Origin of the sequence: Geobacter metallireducens GS-15 (assembly GCF_000012925.1) — a bacterium.
In the GTDB taxonomy this organism is placed as follows: Bacteria; Desulfobacterota; Desulfuromonadia; order Geobacterales; family Geobacteraceae; genus Geobacter; species Geobacter metallireducens.
Genome location: NC_007517.1, coordinates 3,270,836 through 3,287,616 on the forward strand (window position 1 = coordinate 3,270,836; position 16,781 = coordinate 3,287,616).

The following is a 16,781-nucleotide window of genomic DNA, read 5'->3' on the forward strand; positions in this document are numbered from 1 at the left end:
AACACCGTCATCATCGACGTGCAGCGAGCAGGATCACAAGATGCCGGTAGACCTCGGACAGCTCCATCCCCCTGGCGTGCCACGAGTGATTGTTTTCAGCGTGCTCGCGACCCAATTGACTGAGTCGAGCCCGTTCCTCGACATCGCCAGCCAGAGAGTCAATCCTCGCCGCCAGATCAACGGCATCGCCAAACCGTGCATACACCCCGGCATCACCGAGGATCTCCCGGTTGATGGGGGTGTCGAACACCACCGTGGGCAGCCCGCAGGCCATATAGTTGAAGAGCTTGCCGTTGGCCTCGGTGAGGGAAACCTTCGGCGACACGGCCAAATCCCCTGCCGAGAGGTAGAGCGGCGCCTTGGCATAGTCGATACGTCCGGGGAAGGTCACCATGTCGTCAACGCCCAACTCTCGGGCCTTTTCGCGATAGCCCCCTTCAGGAAACCCCATGACCAGAAAGCGGACCGGGCTCCCTTTGGCCTTGAGGATAACCATGGCAGAAAGGAGGAGATCGATCCCCTGGTAGCGGTTCAGGACCCCCAGAAAGACCACCAGCGGCGCGTGAGACGCGATGCCGAGCTTGCGGCGAACCTCGTCCCTGGGATAGGGGCGAAACACCGCCGTATCCACCCCATCCATGAAGGCCGTCACCTTGCGGGCCGGGACGCCCCACTTACCGACGAGATCGTCCCGGCCGGCGCCGGAGCTGGTGATGATGGCATCGGCGTTGCGGTTGATCCATCCCTCAAGCCGGGCGAAGAAGCGGCAGAGAAGCGACCCTTGCCGCGCAAAGCCGTGGTCGGCCAGCTCTCCCGTGAGGCTCCCCTGGCAGTCGAAAAGGAGGGGAACACCGACGAGTCTCTTCAGGAAAACGCCAAGGAAGGCCCCCTCGTGGAGGTGGGCGTGGATCAGATCGGGGCGCATTCGCCGGGCGGCTCGCAGGGCGGTAACGAAGAGGAGGATGTCCAGGTACGGCTTGTGCCAGGAGGGACCGGCAGAGAGTTTCCGGTACCAGGGGATGCGCACGGTGCGGTCCGTGGCAATTCCGGGCATGTCGCGCCCCAGGTGATAGGTGGCGATCCGAACTTCGTGCCCACAGGCCATGAGCGCCCGGGCCTCCTCGTAAATCCTGACGTGGCACCCCCGGTCGGCAAAGAAAGGGGTTGGAGCCACCATCAGGACGCGGAGCGTCCTCGGGACCGGGGACCGGGGACCGGGGACCGGGGAAAAACTAGTCACCTTGTGTCTCCTTGGTCCGGTAGTGGCGAATCAGGCCGTGGAGCATTTTGCGGAGTGACGCTATGCGGTTGAGAACAGACGTAACGTCCGCAATGTAGTTTAACTTATCAGCGATGATCAACTGAGTTTCAACTTCGGCAACCGAACCAAGAGCGATATAGAGAAACTGCACAAACTCCCTGTTCGTCTGCCTCGCGGCCCCTTCCGCAATATTCGACGGTATTGAGACTGCCGCCCGCCGCAACTGGTTTGTCAAACCATGCAGTTGTTCTTTCGGAAACGACTGAGTCGCAACATAAACCGACGTCACCAGCTCAACACCCGTTTTCCAAACATCCAACTCCTTATGATCCCGCACAAATCCTCCTGACGGTCATAAGTCTTTGCGATTTTCCCGGTCCCCGGTCCCCGGTCCCCGGTCCCCTACGTTGATTCGCTCGCGAATCACGTAAATCGGTTTCCCCTGCGCTTCGTAATAGGTGCGGGCGTTAAGCTCGCCGAGAAGGCCGAGAACGATGAACTGCACCCCCATAAAGAGCAGGAACGCGGTGAGGATGAGGAGAGGGTTGCGATTCATGTTGATATGCTCGAAAAACTTGAAATAGAGGGTTGCTCCCCCGCTGAGAAAGCCCGCAAACAAGGTATAAATCCCCCACTTGCCGAAGAGCTGGATCGGCTTGGTGGAGTAGGCGAGGAGAAATTTCACCGTCATGAGGTCGAGGACCACCCGCATGGTGCGGGAGATGCCGTACTTGCTCGTGCCGTGGAGCCGCGGATGATGCCGCACCGGCAGCTCCGTCACCCGCGCCCCCACTTGGGAGGCCAGGGCCGGCACGAAGCGGTGCATCTCGCCGTAGAGGTTCACCCCGTCGAGGACTTCCCGGCGGTAGGCCTTGAGGGTGCAGCCGTAGTCGTGGAGGTGGACCCCGGTCATGCGGGAGATGAGGCCGTTGGCAATGATGGAGGGAAGCCGGCGGTTGATGAAGGTGTCCTGTCGGTCCTTGCGCCAGCCCGAGACCACGTCGTACCCTTCGTTGATCTTCGACAGGAGCATGGGGATGTCGGCCGGGTCGTTCTGAAGGTCGCCATCCATGGGGACGACAACTTCTCCCCGGGCGGCGTCGAAGCCGGCGGCCATGGCCGCTGTCTGCCCGAAATTGCGGCGGAAGCGGATCACCTTCACCCGCGAATCCCTCTCGGCAATCTGCCGCAGAAGCGGGAAAGAGCCGTCGCTGGAGCCGTCGTCCACCAGGATCAGCTCATAGTCGATGCCCGTCCCGGCCAGTGCTTCGGTAACCCGTCCATAGAGAGGGGGAATGTTCTCTTCTTCGTTGTAAATCGGTATAACGATACTCAGTTTCACCAAGGACCTCACTGGAGATTCGTCTTCTGCAAGGCAAGCCGCTCACGCAGGGCCGGAAGAGATGCCTGAACATCCGCGGCCTCGCTAGGGTATTCCATGCCGCCGTACGCAGCAAAGAATTCGTAGTTTTTCACCGCCTCAGCCAGATTGCCCCGACGTTCCTCCGCCTTTGCCAGCGTCAGATACGCCCGGGTATTGAGGCGGTTCAGCCGTATTGCCTCCCGTGCATGGGCAACGGCCTTGTCAGTTTCGTCCGTCAGGAGATAGCTCAGGGCAACAGTCTCCTGAACCCAGGTCGAATCTGGATTCACCGCGACAGCATGGCGCCAGAGGGTATGCTCGGTGCGCCAGTATCCGTTCTGGATGGCGGTGAGAACGGCGAGGACGAGCAAAACGGCACAAAAGCCTGCCTCAACCTTCGCGCTTCTCAGTCTCTGGAGCAGCACGGCTAGGGCGAGGCCGACACCGGGAAGGCAGAGATACATATACCTGTCGGCAGCCAAATAGGCAACCGGCACGAGGTTTGACACCGGCAACCAAAACACGAAAAACCAGCCGATCCCCAGCGACAGAAGGGGAAGGCGGCGGGCCGCCCGCACCATCACGGTCACCAGCACGACAAGGAGTGTACCGGAAAGAAGCGCCCACGGTTGCAGGAAACTCTCTGCCAGCCGGAACGTGTATTCAGGGGCAAGCCCCACGGGGAGGACGATCTTCCAGAGATAGAACCCGAATGCCGTCATCGACCCCATAAAAAGGGGAAGGTAGCTTCGGGAAGCCATGAAACTGTTCTTAGAGTAAATGGTCAGGAGCTGCTCGGGCCGGATGAACCCTCGGAACGTGTACAGCAGATACGCCGCGGCAATGGCTCCGGACACGGCAAGAAGCAGGGGGCGACGGAGGAGAATTCGCCGTTCCCGTGGCATCCCGTAACACTCCACGAGAATGACGAGCAGGGGAAGGGTAATCACCGTCTCGTTGGCAAGGAGCGCAACGACATAGCCTGCAACGGCAACGGCCATAAACGCCACCCGCCGTCCACCGGCCAAAGCGGCAGCCTTCACATACCCGTAGAGCGAAACCAAGGAGAAGAAGAGCGTCAGGAGTTCCTTGCGGTGCGAAAGATTCGCAACCGATTCGGACTGGAGGGGGTGTACGAGGAAGAAAAGAGCACCCAACAGGGCGTACGGGAGTTCGACCCCGAGCAGTCCAAAGACCAGAACCAGAAGAAAACCGTTCATCCCGTGCCAGGCGAGCTGCTGAACCCGGTACCCCGCCGGCTTTTCACCGAACAGGTGATACTCCGGGATATAGGTCAGTTCCCGCAGGGGACGACCGGGGCGACTATTCTCAACAAAGCCTTTAAGGGAATGGGCGTCGGGGTTTTGCACAATGACCGGCACATCGTCATAGGTCCAGTCGTTGAGGAAGGTATTCCCGTACACCACCACGGTCGTCGCAAGGAAGAACAGCAGGACCGTTCTCTTCCTGATCCCTGTCAAACACCCGGTCACGGCGTCAACCGTCCGTCATTGTCGGCGCGCGCAACGCCGGCGGCGGCCCACGGCATCCCCAACTCCTTAATCACCCGCACCGCCACCGCCGGTGGCTCTGTCTGAGACTGTGCGAAACGGGGTCGGAGCACCCCCTTAAGCAACCCCGCCCCGTACGACAGATGGAGGGTTGGAAAGAGTATAAACAGCAAAGGGATTGCAGCCGGAGCCCTTCCCTGCCATGCTGCGGCAACGGCAGCTGCAATAAGTAACGCGCCGTAACAGATCAAGGGGATAAACCACAACAGCGTCGGTGCCCAGGGGAGCAGCAGAAGATAGGCGAGAAAAAACGCCGGCGCGAAATCGATCCCGTGGCGGAGGCCGGCAATGCGCGTCTGCTCTCCCCGTCCGGTCCCGTAGCCGAAAAACTGGCGCATAAAAGCCCGAAAGCTTGGCCGCTGGCTCCGATAAATCGCCAACTCCGGGTCGTGGACCAGGAGCCATCCATCGGTCAGGAGGCGATCCATAAGCTCGTTTTCTTCATTCGGGTAGAGGCGTTCATCGAGCCCTCCAAAGGCAAGGAAGAGTTCCCGGCGGAAGGCCAGATTGCAGAGGATCAGCTCCCGCTCGCTTGAGGGACGTGCGGCGCCGGTCCGGCGGTAGCGGTTGCGCGCCCCGCCGCCACCGAAGGGAGAGGAAATAACGAGCCCCACAGCCCGCTGGAAGAAGGTGTCGGTTGCCGGAGTAAGGGACGGTCCCCCCACTGCCGCCACACGCGGATCAACGAAGCGCTCGACCGCTCGCTGCAAAAAGGCGGGATCAACCAGCGAGTCGTCATCGAGGAAATATACCAGCTTCCCCTTGGCCATGGCAGCTGCCCGGTTCCGCTGGCGGCTCGGCGAACACCCTTCGGCGACAAGCACCTCAATGCTCCCGGCCGGGTAGTTAACCGTGCGGAGCCGCTCCACAGCCCGAACCTCGCCCCCCGGGCGGACGGGAATTATGATCGAAACCGGCTGATTATCATTCATCCTTGAATGCCTTGAAAAACACAAAAACCGGGAGATCCCGGTCATGACGTTTGATGCGAAATGGCCTGTCCGGCAGCCGGTCAGAACGACTTTTTCATGGAGGCCATCAGGCGCTTCTCGACCCGTTCATCATCCTTGCGTTTTCCGTAACTGTAGTCGATATTGAACTGAAACTTGCGGAAATTGAGCCCCACATAACCGTTGTAGATGAATTCAGGGGCGTTTCTTGGCAGCAAGAGCGAATAAGCGACATTGCCGCCAAGGTACAGGTTTCGGAGCGGATAATACCGGGCGCCGAGCAGGAAGCGCTTCCTCCCCGTGGTCGTTGACGTTGACGAAATCGTGTCGCTCTGGGATATGGTGAACTCTTCGGTCAGCTCCAGAAGTTTACGCTGCTGGCCGCCCAACTGATAAAACGAATAGGTAAGCCTCTGCATCAGATCCACATAGGTGGAGTTGTTTCCCTTTTCGTCCCGTTTGTAAATCATATAGCGCACCAGGGCGTCAAGGGAGCGGTTCGGCGTATACTGGGCACTGCCGGTGTGCTGCAGATCGGTTGAGCGGCCATCGGCATTGCTGCGCAGAGAGACGCGATTTTCCATGTTCAAGCGCAGGTTGTCAAGGGTGTAGTCAACCCGGTTGCTAACCGTGGTCAGGTAGTCCGTAGTGGCCTGTGAACTCACGAGAACATCTTCGGTAGCAGTCAGGGAGACGGTTAACCGCGAAAGCGGGAGCCAGGAGAGGCCGGCAGTGGTGACGGAGCGGTAATAGTCATTGGGCTGCTCCTCACGGCGGAACACATCGTTTGAGTTGCCGAAGTTGGTCTGGGTAGTGATTGAGTAGCTGTCAGTCAGTGCCGCGCTGTTGCCCCGCACCGCGGTCACGGATTCATCGAGGTTCAAGGTCAGTTGCGGGTTTACCCGGTAACCGAGCCGTCCCCTGGCGTTCTGGAAGAGATAGCTTGACGCCCCCTCCCTCTCGGAATCGAGATAGCGGATATTGTAGCTCCCCCCCACGGTAAATTGGTCGGAAAAGCGTCTCGTGCTCATGGTCTCCAGCAGGGCTTCCAGTCCCAGGGTCTTTGTCCCGTTGGATTCGGCATCCTCGACCGTATACCGTTGGGAAAGGGTAAAGGGAGACCGTTTGAAGCTCTCCAGCCGGAACATGGCACTGGTGTTGTTGTCGATCGTCGTTGTCAGGCGGTTCTGCTTTACCTCACGGTCGCGCCGGGTAACCGACGCATTCCAACTGGAATCCATGCCGAACGCCCCCGACAGGTAGAGGGGGATGTTTCTCTCCAGGCGGATCTCGTTGCCCTCGCGCTCCCGGGAGAAGGTGAGAAAACTCCTGGCGTCCCAGTTCTTACGCTGGGCCATGGCAAAAAAGTTCACGTCATAGGCATCGTTATGACTGGCAGACCGCTTGGTGTACTGGAAATCAGTGGAGATCTTGAGCCAGTTGGTGAGGTCGATCCAGCGGCGCTGGAGCGTGTGGTCCACGGTCCCCAACTGCACCTGGCTCTCCTGGTAGCTCTGGCCCGGGTTGATGTAGTCATCGAAGCGGGTGGTCCGGTAGTGGAACCAGTTGTCGCGCTTGTTGAGGCTGACAAAGGCAAGCTTGCGCAACCGGGTGTCGACCGGCGTGATGCTTCTCGAATCCTCGTGCCGCTCGTCCCGATAATCCAGGAGCACCATGGGGATGTGACGAAAAATGGCGTTATAGCCGTTGGTGAGGCCGTTTTTGACACCCAATACCATCGTTGCCCCGGTGAGGGTGTTGGTCCCGGTGCCGTTCAGGGAGGTAATGATGTTCGGCTCGAAAATCCGCCCACTCCTCCCCTCGGTCAGCAGAGAATCCATGGTGAACGTCGAGGTGGTCATGTCGCGGGAGTAAGCCTTGAGCTTCAGGGGAAGCTCGGCCGGATCCAGCACCAGTTCACCGTTGAACAGGATCTTGCCGGCGCTCGTCGAAGGTTTCCACGTGGCGTTGTCCGCCGCGTTGTAGACCCGTGAATCGAAGGAGGCCCACTCGTAGCCGAGGGCGCCGTTGTAAAAGCCGAAGCGGTCGCTGTACAGTTCGCCGCTCTTTTCGTACAGCACTGAATAGCGCTGGCTGAAGGTATGGGCGTCGGTTACCGTCGTCCCCTTTTCCTGCGCCTCGTAGGAGACATAGTTCAGCTCTATATCGCCCCGCAGCCGCGCCGACGCGCGGGACGCCTGCAGCAGCACCGCAGACATCAGCAGAAACGTTATGAGGAGCGAGCGACGAATCATGACTCTACCAGGTACCGAAACGGGGACAAGGGGAAAAACGGCCCGGCACAGAGGGGAGCCGGGCCGAAAACGATCGTTTGACAGAACCGATGGAGACGGGCTTGCCTTCTCCATCGGCTCGTCACAACCTACTTGATATGGCACCCGAGGCAGAGGGCGCTCCCCGCCATGGTGGAACGGAGGAACTTGGGATAGTTATAGGTAGTGTTTGTCTGCCCATGGACCGCATGGCACGAGGCGCACTCCAGGTTATTGGCAACGCCGTCTGCCTTGAACAGGGGGAATTTTTTACCGGCAAGTAGCGTGGCGTTGGCAACTATGCCGGCGTCCTTGGTCGAATCGTATACGAAGTTGACCGGATGCGACTTGGTCAGGTCAGTACCGAAGTTCGCGCTACCGACAATTTTTGATGCAGCAGTTGTGGTATCACCACCATTCGGAATCAACGCGTTATTGGAAACCCCCACCGGCTCGGCGCCGATCATGCTGCCGCCAAGTGCGCTGCCGTCATGGCAGCTCATGCAGAAGAGGGAGATACTGTCGGCGGTGAATCCGTTACGGGAGGGATTCGGCTTCATGTCAAAGGTCTGGGATGAGGTGTAGAGTTTGAAGCTGCTGGCGGTGTTTGTCGACGCGTTACGGTTCCACAGGGGGACCGCCTGGACCGCATTGTGGGGGGTATGGCAGAAGACGCAGACCTGGTCGGTCTGGTTCGTACCGGGAGTGGTAAAACTCAGGTCATGCGGTGATCCCTTAATCCCCTTTACCGTCCCAGAGGGTGCCGCACCCGAGGACGAAGCCATCCCCATCAGTGCAAGCGCTGCCAGTGTCATAAGAATCCTTCGTTTCATTGTTCCTTCCTCCTCGTTATTGTGGGTTGTCGAGCACTATCCTCTGCTGTCCGTATCCCGACGGATCTCTTGTGTTACCACAACCACAGCAACAACAATGCCAACCTCAGCACTGAAACGTCGACTAGCTCCAACAAGAACCCTTCGCACCCCGGCGACCGCATCCAGTGTCTGAAATACACCATCTGCGAGCCCCACGCCCGGGATTCCCGCACTTACCCTTTTCTTGACCGCCCCACGATTGCGGACAAAACCTTCCCCCGAAACAGTCAATCAGATGGCCCCTGTTCAGCTATTTCGCGTAAAATTTACGGAGATGAGGCGGACACCGAAACGTGGAAGTTTGGCAACTGACGAAAGCAGGTATGGAATGGAGACACAGGATCCGGCAGGCTGGAAAGGTGGAGAAGAGAGATTTGAGCGGCACAATGCGGCCCTCCACCACCCAGAGTAACGTGGTGGAGGGCCGCTTCTGCCATCAGGGAGAAGGGGTGTAGCCGGGGATGGGATTCGCCTTCAGATAGGAATCGGAAATATAGCGAAATACCTGAAAACGGCGGTTGAGTTGATCAACCACATAAATCATGTTGTCCTTGTCGATGTCGATCCCCTGGGGGATGACAAATCCGCCGGGCGCGGTCTTGCCGGTGGTAAGCGCCGAGAAGGCCCCCCCAACCGTCAGCAGATAATCGCCCGTCGTGCTGAAGATCTCGAACTTATGCCCCTTGCCGTCGGTTACGTAGATGTTGTCGTCGGAATCAACCGCAACCCCCTTGATCAGTTGCAGGGTCCCGGGCGAATCCCCCCGCTGGCCGAACATCCTGAGGAATTTGCCATCGCTGGAGAAGATCTGGATGCGGGCATTCATGGCATCCGCCACAATGATCTCGCCTTTGTTGTTAACGGTCAGCGCACTGGGGAAGTTGAATTCGCCGGGCTTGGTGCCGCGGTTGCCAAAGCTTGAAAGAAGCTCTCCTCTCAGGGACAACACCAGCACCTTATGCCCGCGCACGTCCAACGCCAGGAGGTGTTTCCCGATCCGGTCATAGGCAATGTCCCCTATCTTTTCAACCATTCCCTTCAAATTGATAAGCGCTGCCGGGGTTTCATCCTGATGGAACACCATAATGGCAGCCTTCTTCGTGTCGGAGACATAAATACGTCCGTTTTCGTCGATGGCAATTCCGACCGGCTGCTCAATGCGTGCCTCGGCCTCGGCCTTGCCAAAGGGTCGCATGATATTGTTTACAAAATCGAACACATAGACTCCCGGCGCCCCCGGGTCACCCACGTAGACCTTGCCCCGGCCATCGGAACGGACGGTGATCGGCTTGGAGAGTGATATCCCTTCTTCTTCACCAATAATAGTCGTCAAGAACTTCTCAGTGGCACTCTTCGGAAAATCGTTCTGACTGCTGTAGGCATTCAGCCACTCGATGCGGGGCCGCTCGGGCAGAGGCGGCCAGAAAAAGCGCTGCTCACTCTTCACCTGCTGCCCGGCACACCCGGCAAAGAGCGCCGCCATGGCCGCCAGCACAGCAAATCTACCGATGCTTCGTATTGTTTTCATATTTTCCCCTCACTCCATGAGATTTACTGAGCAGTACTGGCTTTCCCGGTCCCTGGTCCCCAATCCCCAGTCCCGGCCTCACTTATTATGACACATCTGGCAGAGCAGCAACCGGTCCTCGGAGTTATTGACGAAGAAATACCGCGCATCACCCGCATGGGGGTTGTGGCATGAGATGCACGACATCTCCCGGCCGGTCTTGGGGGCCGACGGATCCTTTGCACCGCTCACCGGGTGCCCCGCGCCGGTGGTGGTGCGCACCACGTGGGGAGTTTTCTTGATGGATTCGTGGCACGACAGGCAGAGCTCGTTGATGGGAGCCTTGAGCTGCCCATAATTGGCGCTGCCATGGGAATCGTGGCAGACCTCGCACATCCCGCCGGCAATGGGACCGTGGATATACTTCCGCTTGGCGAACTCGGCGGCCTTGTCGCCGTGGCACTCGTTGCACAGGGGGGCCTCCCGCTTGGTCACCACGTACTTGGGCGTCGCCTTTTCCTTGTGGCAATAACCGCAGGAGTAGGTGCCGGCGGGGCCATGGACGAATTTCACGTCGAGCATTTTCCGGTGGCAGCCGATGCAGGGGTTTTCCTTGGCCAGGGTACTCAAGGACTTGTCGGATGAGGGGGCCATGTCGTGACATCCGACGCACCGGGCCTCCAAATCCGGCTGGTGAAACGAATTCGCCTTGAATTCCGGAGGGATATCGGACGCTTTGGCGCCTGGCGCGAAGTAGACCGATGCCTGGGCCGTTTCCGCGCGGCTCTTGCCGATGAACGTTTCCACTGTCACTTCGTTGCGGCCACGATCCCACACCGGTTGCACAATAAGAAAATCCTGGAAGGCCCGTCGGTACTCCGGCGAGCCGACCACGAGGAGATCGCTGACAACTCCGTTCACCCCGATCCGGACGCCGGTGACCTCGGTACTGTTCAGCTTGAGAATCAGATGATTGGAGTTCTCGACCCAGGCATTCGGCGCGGGATAGATAAAGGAGACCCCCCCGAACGCCACGGCTGCCCACCCGAGAAACACCGCTGTCACGACTCCTGTTATCCCTCTCCGGGACATGGTTCCTCCATCTAGGGATTTCTCACTGCCCGAAGACGGTCGTATGACTTGGGCTTGTGACACCCTGCAACACAGGTGCCGCCGGTATCGGTTTTCGTATAACGGATGGGAATCTCCCACGTGCCGAAACCGGGAATCCTCTCCTTGATGAGCCGCGGCTGCAATGCCGCATGGGGATCGTGACAGGTCTTGCACGAACGTCCCTTGTCGGGCTTGTTGATGTGAAGATTGTGCAGGTTACGGTCGCCGTTACGGAATCCGGTGATGGTATCGGTACGCTTGTCCTGGGCAAGATCCTTTGTGTGACAGTCGAAGCAGAGGGCGAAGTTTTCCTGGGCATAGGGGAGATAGAACTGTTCGGGAAAAGCGTTTTTCAGAATCTTGTAAAAGGGCGAACCGTGAGGGGCGTGACAGTCGGTACACCCCCCTGCGGCTACCGGACCATGAATTGACACCCCCTCTGCCATTTTTTTGTCATGGCAGATAAAACAGAGCCCGGCGCCACTCCCCTTGAGGAGCGCACGATTATCGGACTGATGAGGATCGTGGCACCCGAGGCATGAGCCCTCAGCCACCGGCGCATGCCGATGCGTTGCCTTGAATTTTTCCTCATCATGGCAGCCGAAGCAGAGCGCTGCCCCGTCCGCCTTGAGCTGCATCCGGTAGGGGGACTGGTGCACATCGTGGCAATCGAGACATGCCCCCTTGGCTACAGGCGGGTGAACCACCTTCTTGTCCGCCTTTCCTTCGTGGCAGACGGAGCACAGCTTCGCCCCCTCGGCAACAAGTCGGAACGCTCCGCGCTGTTTCGGATGCTCCAGGCCGGTGGGGTTATGGCAGGAGATACAGTCGTCGGACCCCACGGGGCCATGCACAAAAGCCTCCCGCACCTTGCTCTTATGGCAGCGGGTATTGCAGCCGTCGGGCACGCCAGGCAGGGAAGATGCTGCCGCAAAGCCGCCCGTCAACAGCAGCCAGAATGCGGCTGCAGTAACGGAAAGGAAGAGAGGGGATGCTGTCATAGGACCAGGCTCGGCTCCGGGGAGTAATCTAGGGAATGTGCCATTGGAGTTTACGTGGGCCACACCCCGCCGTAGCTCTTGATGCAAAATGGCTGCCGTCCAGAGGCGCGACACAAAAAACCCGGCCTGTGAAATATCGCAGTCCGGGCATGGAGAGGTGATTCCCTTTGAGAAGGCTACCCTCCTCCACCGTAGCTGTGGAGCCCGGAAAGGAAAAGGTTAACCCCGAGATAGCAGAAAATTGTTGCGGCAAATCCGACAATGGAAAGGATGGCCGCCTTCTTGCCGACCCACCCGCGGGTGAAGCGGGCATGGAGGAAAGCAGCGTAGATGAACCAGACGATGAGGGACCAGGTTTCCTTCGGGTCCCAGCTCCAGTAGGTACCCCAGGCGTAGTTGGCCCAGGCGGCGCCGGTTATGATGCCGAGAGTAAGGAGCGGAAAGCCGATGATGATCGCCTTATAGTTAAGGTCATCGAGAATCTTGATGGAGGGAAACATGGCGATTATTCCGCCGGACTGGGCGCTCCCCGCCGACTCATCCTTGCCCGCCTTGATCAGGTACATGATAGAGATGCCGCAGGCCACCGCGAAAGCGGCATACCCCAGGAAGCAGGTAATGACGTGGTAGAGGAGCCAGTTGCTCTGCAGCGCCGGCACCAGCGGCTGGATGCCGCTGTCCATCCCCAACTGGGCCCAGGCCATACCGAGAAGAGCAAAGGGAACCACGAAGGCGCCCACGACCCGGTATTTGTACTTGAGATCAATGATTCCGAAGATAAGGATGATGGTCCAGGCGAAAAAGACGACCGACTCGTAGAGGTTCGAGAGGGGGGCATGGCCCATCCCGATGTCATAGGACTCCTTCCAGCGAAGCAGAATCGCGGCGGAGTGGACGATGAAGCCAAAGTATGCCGCCAGACTTCCGACAAGTCCCACGGACTTCCCCTTCACCGCCAGGAAGGTGAAGAAGGCGAGCATGGAAATCAGATAGGAAAAAGTTGCGATATTGAACAGCATGGAACTGGTCATTGAGTGGTCCTCCGCCTGTTACTGTTGTTTCAGCTTGTCGACCAGCGCGTCAAAAGCAAGCTGGAAGCCCGGTTGGTTCTTGTTTGCGCTGCCGCCAAGGGTGACCTCCCCCTTGCGCACCCGAATCCAGATACGCCTGTGGGACATGAAGAATGCCATGCAGCAGCCGGCAACCATGAGGAAACAACCGGCCCAGACGACCCACACCCCAGGATCTTTGGCCACCTGTAGCCCGGTAAACATTTTTTCTTCGGAGCCGTCATAACTGAAGATCAGGTCGCCGCCACGCTGGGCATCGAACTCGGGGTAATTTTGAAAGACAATGAAGACCTGGGGGGCGCCGCCTCCCTTGGGGGTCACTTCGATTCTCGCGGCCGGCCCCTGGAACTGGGGAATGAACTTGCTCACCTCCTGGGCAACCTCGAGAACCTGCATGGTTGAGCCGTCGGAAAGGACTTTCCGCTCACCCTGCTGGATCGAAATCTTTGCCGGCGCGCCACCTTTGCGTTCACGTACCGTGAAGAAGTAGAGCCCCGCCCCCTCGGCCGGCCTGTAGCTCGCCTGGTAGAAGGTAATCCCCTTGTAGGTAAGCGGATCGTTGACGATGACCGGCCGCTTGTCGAACACCACCTTGCCGCCGTCGATAACGGTCAGGAGACTCTTGAACTCCTTCGGAGCTCCGGTATCGTAGTATGAAACCGTGAATTTATCGCACCGGACGGTGAAGCCGAGATCAATCGGCTTCATGTCCGCACGGTTGTGAACGACCGACGTGCTGGTGCCCTCGGCGATTTCGACGTAGGCCTTGTACCCGAAGAATGAGCCGATGAGTGCTCCGATAAAGATGACGATAATGCTCAGGTGGACCACATAGACCCCGAGCCGGCTGTAGGGAGTCTTCTGGGCAAAGAGGTGGAACTCGCCATCCCGCTCGGTCACCACCGGTGCGGCAAATTCACCCTTGAGGAAGGCTACCATCTTGTCCCGAAGCGATGCTGCATCGCCATTCATCTTGAAGTCGTGGGTCAGGCTCAATGTTTTTTCAAATTTGTCATCCATGACCAGGGTAGGCTCGGAAATGGCCTTCCAGACCCGCGGCAGACGCTTGATGGAACAGGCAACAATATTGACCGTAAAGAGATAGAGCAGGAGGATGAACCACCAGGAGTGGTACATGTCGAAAAAGCCGAGTGCCTGGTAGAACTTGTGTTTCCCCTCGCTGATCGTCTGAAGATACTCGGGGGGGGGAGGCCCTTGGGGAATGATCGTGCCGATGATCGATGTGGCTGCCAACAGGATAAGAAGGGATATGGCAAGCTTAAGAGAGCAGAAGAAATCCCAGAGGGTTTCCAAAAAGCCGCGATTGCTGGTTGTCAACGTAACGCTCCCAGGTTCCTATGGATTTTGTCAAAAAAAATGTCCTCGCGGACGGGACTCATTATAAGCAAAGTTCGCGTCAAAAAACAAATATTTAATTTTTTCTCATATAAGATCAACAAAAAAGAAAGGGGATAACTGTCGTCCGTTATCCCCTTTCCGTTACCGCTGGTAACGCCGGATTGCTACACCATTACTTCTTGTGGCAATCGCCGCACTTGGTCGGCCCCTTCTTCATTTCTTCGTGGCAGCCCTTGCAAGTCTTGTGAGCCCAATCCTTGCCAAAGCCCTCGATCTTGCCCGGGCCCTTCTCGTGGCACTTCTTGCAGTTGCCCACCACTTGCTGGTGCTTTTTGTGCGGGAACTTGACGTCCCCGTTCTTTGCCTTGAAGGTAAGCTCGTCAGCGGCGAAGGCAAGGCCGGCGCAGAAGACGGACAGGGCAAGAGATGCGATGATTCTTTTCATTGGTGTACCCCCTTTTGCTTGAAGCGTTTGTAAAAAACCGTCAGAAACTTATACCCGAGCAATTTTGTTTGTCAAGAGTAACCCTGCAAGTCAAAAAGTTGTTCATTCAGGTTGAATTACACACAACTAACACAACAGGCTAGGATCTGCGCAATCGCTCCTGGAGAGCGTTGTCCTTCGCCTCCACCTCGTCGGCCATGGCCTGCTTGTGGGCAACAAGCTCCGCGGTGAGCGCCGGGTCGCCGAGGGCAATGATCTGCACCGCAAGAAGTCCTGCGTTTTTGGCCCCAGCCTTGCCGATGGCCATGGTGGCCACGGGAATTCCGCCCGGCATCTGGACCATGGCGTAGAGGGCATCGACGCCGTTAAGGGCTCCGCCGGGGATCGGCACGGCGATCACCGGCAGAACGGTATCGGCGGCGATGACCCCGGCCAGGTGGGCAGCCATGCCGGCACCGGCGATGATCGCCTTGACCCCCCTTGCCGCAGCGCCTGCAGCCAGTGCCGCAGCCTTCTTCGGCGAACGGTGGGCCGAGGCGACGCGCATCTCCCACGCCACACCGAACTCGTCGAGAACCTTCGCGGCCTCCTCCATGATAGAGAGGTCCGAATCGCTCCCCATGACAATAAGAACCTGTGGATTACCCATACGTACCCCTAGTGTATGCAGTCTCGATTCCGTGCGCCGGCTACCGCTTCAGCGCCTTTGCCCCGATATCCTTCCTGAAATGGACCCCTTCCCAGCAGATCTTCGCGACCCCCCGGTAGGCCCGATCGATGGCGTCCTTCACGGTGGCGCCGAGGCCGGTAACCCCCAGCACCCGCCCTCCGGCAGTAACGATCTTCCCGTCCCCGGCAGCAGTGCCGGCGTGGAAAACGTAGAGGTCATCGATGGCGGCAGCCTCGTCGAGCCCGCGAATCTCGTCCCCCTTCCGGTAGTCGGCGGGATATCCCTCGGCAGCCATGACAACGCAGACGGCCGCCTTGTCGTGCCACTCGATGGCAACCCCAGACAGGTCCCCCCTGGCCACGCCGAGGAGCACCGGCACGATGTCCGACTTCATCCGCATGAGGAGCGGTTGGCACTCGGGGTCGCCGAAGCGGGCGTTGAATTCCAGAACCTTCACGTCGCTGCCGTTGATCATGAGCCCCGCATAGAGAACCCCCCGGTAGGGGCGCCCCTCGGCGGCCATGCCGTCCACGGTCCGGCGCATCACCTCGGCCATGGCGAAGTCGTGGATGGTTTGGGTAACCACCGGCGCAGGCGAGTAGGCCCCCATCCCTCCGGTGTTGGGCCCCTGGTCGCCGTCGAAGACCGCCTTGTGGTCCTGGGCGCTGGCCAGAGGAATAATCTGTTTTCCGTCGGTGAAGGCAAGGAACGAAGCCTCCTCCCCCACGAGGAACTCCTCGATCACCACCCGGGAACCGGCCGAGCCGAAGGCGTTGCCGGAGAGCATGTCGTTCACCGTTGCCACAGCCTCGTCTCGGCTCTGGGCGATGATGACTCCCTTGCCGGCGGCCAGGCCGTCTGCCTTGATGACGATGGGGACCCCGACCTTGTCGATGAAGGCGACAGCCGGGTCCACCTCGGTGAAGACGTCGTAGGCGGCCGTGGGGACGCCGTACTTTTTCATGAGATCCTTGGAGAACGCCTTGCTCGCCTCGATGATGGCCGCGTTCCTCCGGGCGCCGAAGACCAGAAGGCCATGTTCCTCAAAGAGATCGACAATGCCGAGGGAGAGCGGCAACTCCGGCCCCACCACCGTAAGGCCGATTTCCTTTTCCTTGGCAAAGGCCAGGAGGCCGGGGAGGTCGTCCACCGTCAGGGGGACATTCTCGGCAAGGGCGCCGATGCCAGGGTTACCCGGGGCACAGTAGACCTTTCCAACCAGAGGGGACTGGGCAATCTTCCAGACAAGGGCATGCTCCCGCCCGCCGCCGCCGACAACGAGTACTTTCATAAAAAAATCTCCGTGGTGGATTTTCGTAATAT

Annotated in this window: 16 protein-coding genes; 1 reads left to right on the top strand and 15 read right to left on the bottom strand. The window is 58.8% G+C overall.

Annotated features, from left to right (window positions below; translation table 11 throughout):
• Positions 1-10 precede the first annotated feature (10 nt).
• The 7 genes from GMET_RS14505 to GMET_RS14535 form a co-directional block, all read right to left on the bottom strand.
• Positions 11-1,240, bottom strand: coding sequence for a glycosyltransferase family 4 protein (locus GMET_RS14505; protein WP_004512826.1), 1,230 nt, complete (start codon positions 1,238-1,240; stop codon positions 11-13).
• Positions 1,233-1,598 (bottom strand): four helix bundle protein, encoded by a 366-nt coding sequence (locus GMET_RS14510; protein WP_004512827.1) that lies wholly within the window; start codon positions 1,596-1,598, stop codon positions 1,233-1,235. Before GMET_RS14510 ends, GMET_RS14505 begins: the two co-directional genes overlap by 8 nt.
• Positions 1,599-1,613: 15 nt before the next feature.
• Positions 1,614-2,603 carry a glycosyltransferase family 2 protein gene (locus GMET_RS14515; RefSeq protein ID WP_004512828.1) on the bottom strand — a complete coding sequence of 330 codons (990 nt, stop codon included), beginning with the start codon at positions 2,601-2,603 and terminating at the stop codon, positions 1,614-1,616.
• 8 nt (positions 2,604-2,611) lie between these two features.
• On the bottom strand, positions 2,612-4,105 hold the full coding sequence (locus tag GMET_RS14520; protein ID WP_011366115.1) for a tetratricopeptide repeat protein: 1,494 nt from the start codon (positions 4,103-4,105) through the stop codon (positions 2,612-2,614).
• An 8-nt stretch (positions 4,106-4,113) separates the two neighbouring features.
• Complete coding sequence (locus GMET_RS14525; protein ID WP_004512830.1) at positions 4,114-5,127, bottom strand: glycosyltransferase; 1,014 nt, start codon at positions 5,125-5,127, stop codon at positions 4,114-4,116.
• A gap of 80 nt (positions 5,128-5,207) precedes the next feature.
• Positions 5,208-7,400, bottom strand: coding sequence for a hypothetical protein (locus GMET_RS14530; protein ID WP_004512831.1), 2,193 nt, complete (start codon positions 7,398-7,400; stop codon positions 5,208-5,210).
• A gap of 128 nt (positions 7,401-7,528) precedes the next feature.
• Positions 7,529-8,251, bottom strand: coding sequence for a cytochrome c3 family protein (locus GMET_RS14535; protein WP_004512832.1), 723 nt, complete (start codon positions 8,249-8,251; stop codon positions 7,529-7,531).
• A gap of 365 nt (positions 8,252-8,616) precedes the next feature.
• Between GMET_RS14535 and GMET_RS19195 the strand changes: the two genes are divergently transcribed.
• On the top strand, positions 8,617-8,748 hold the full coding sequence (locus GMET_RS19195; RefSeq protein ID WP_274377786.1) for a hypothetical protein: 132 nt from the start codon (positions 8,617-8,619) through the stop codon (positions 8,746-8,748).
• Here the strand turns inward: GMET_RS19195 and GMET_RS14540 are convergent.
• From GMET_RS14540 to purD, 8 genes are all read right to left on the bottom strand, one after another.
• On the bottom strand, positions 8,730-9,821 hold the full coding sequence (locus GMET_RS14540; protein ID WP_004512833.1) for a 6-bladed beta-propeller: 1,092 nt from the start codon (positions 9,819-9,821) through the stop codon (positions 8,730-8,732). The two genes, GMET_RS19195 and GMET_RS14540, sit on opposite strands and share 19 nt — an antisense overlap.
• A 78-nt stretch (positions 9,822-9,899) precedes the next feature.
• The gene (locus tag GMET_RS14545) at positions 9,900-10,892 is read right to left on the bottom strand and encodes a cytochrome c3 family protein (protein ID WP_004512834.1); all 993 of its coding nucleotides are present in this window, start codon (positions 10,890-10,892) and stop codon (positions 9,900-9,902) included.
• An 11-nt stretch (positions 10,893-10,903) separates the two neighbouring features.
• A complete protein-coding gene (locus GMET_RS14550; RefSeq protein ID WP_004512835.1) occupies positions 10,904-11,914 on the bottom strand; it encodes a cytochrome c3 family protein in 1,011 nt (336 codons plus the stop codon).
• Between the two features lie 176 nt (positions 11,915-12,090).
• Entirely contained in the window at positions 12,091-12,945 is an 855-nt protein-coding gene (ccsB, locus tag GMET_RS14555; protein ID WP_004512836.1) for a c-type cytochrome biogenesis protein CcsB, read from the bottom strand.
• 18 nt (positions 12,946-12,963) lie between these two features.
• Positions 12,964-14,322 carry a cytochrome c biogenesis protein ResB gene (gene resB / locus GMET_RS14560; protein ID WP_004512837.1) on the bottom strand — a complete coding sequence of 453 codons (1,359 nt, stop codon included), beginning with the start codon at positions 14,320-14,322 and terminating at the stop codon, positions 12,964-12,966.
• Between the two features lie 193 nt (positions 14,323-14,515).
• Positions 14,516-14,788 (bottom strand): cytochrome c7, encoded by a 273-nt coding sequence (locus tag GMET_RS14565; protein WP_004512838.1) that lies wholly within the window; start codon positions 14,786-14,788, stop codon positions 14,516-14,518.
• A 139-nt stretch (positions 14,789-14,927) separates the two neighbouring features.
• Entirely contained in the window at positions 14,928-15,437 is a 510-nt protein-coding gene (gene purE / locus GMET_RS14570; protein ID WP_004512839.1) for a 5-(carboxyamino)imidazole ribonucleotide mutase, read from the bottom strand.
• Positions 15,438-15,477: 40 nt separating this feature from the next.
• Positions 15,478-16,749: a phosphoribosylamine--glycine ligase gene (purD, locus tag GMET_RS14575; RefSeq protein ID WP_004512840.1), complete on the bottom strand. Its 1,272-nt coding sequence runs from the start codon at positions 16,747-16,749 to the stop codon at positions 15,478-15,480.
• Positions 16,750-16,781 lie beyond the last annotated feature (32 nt).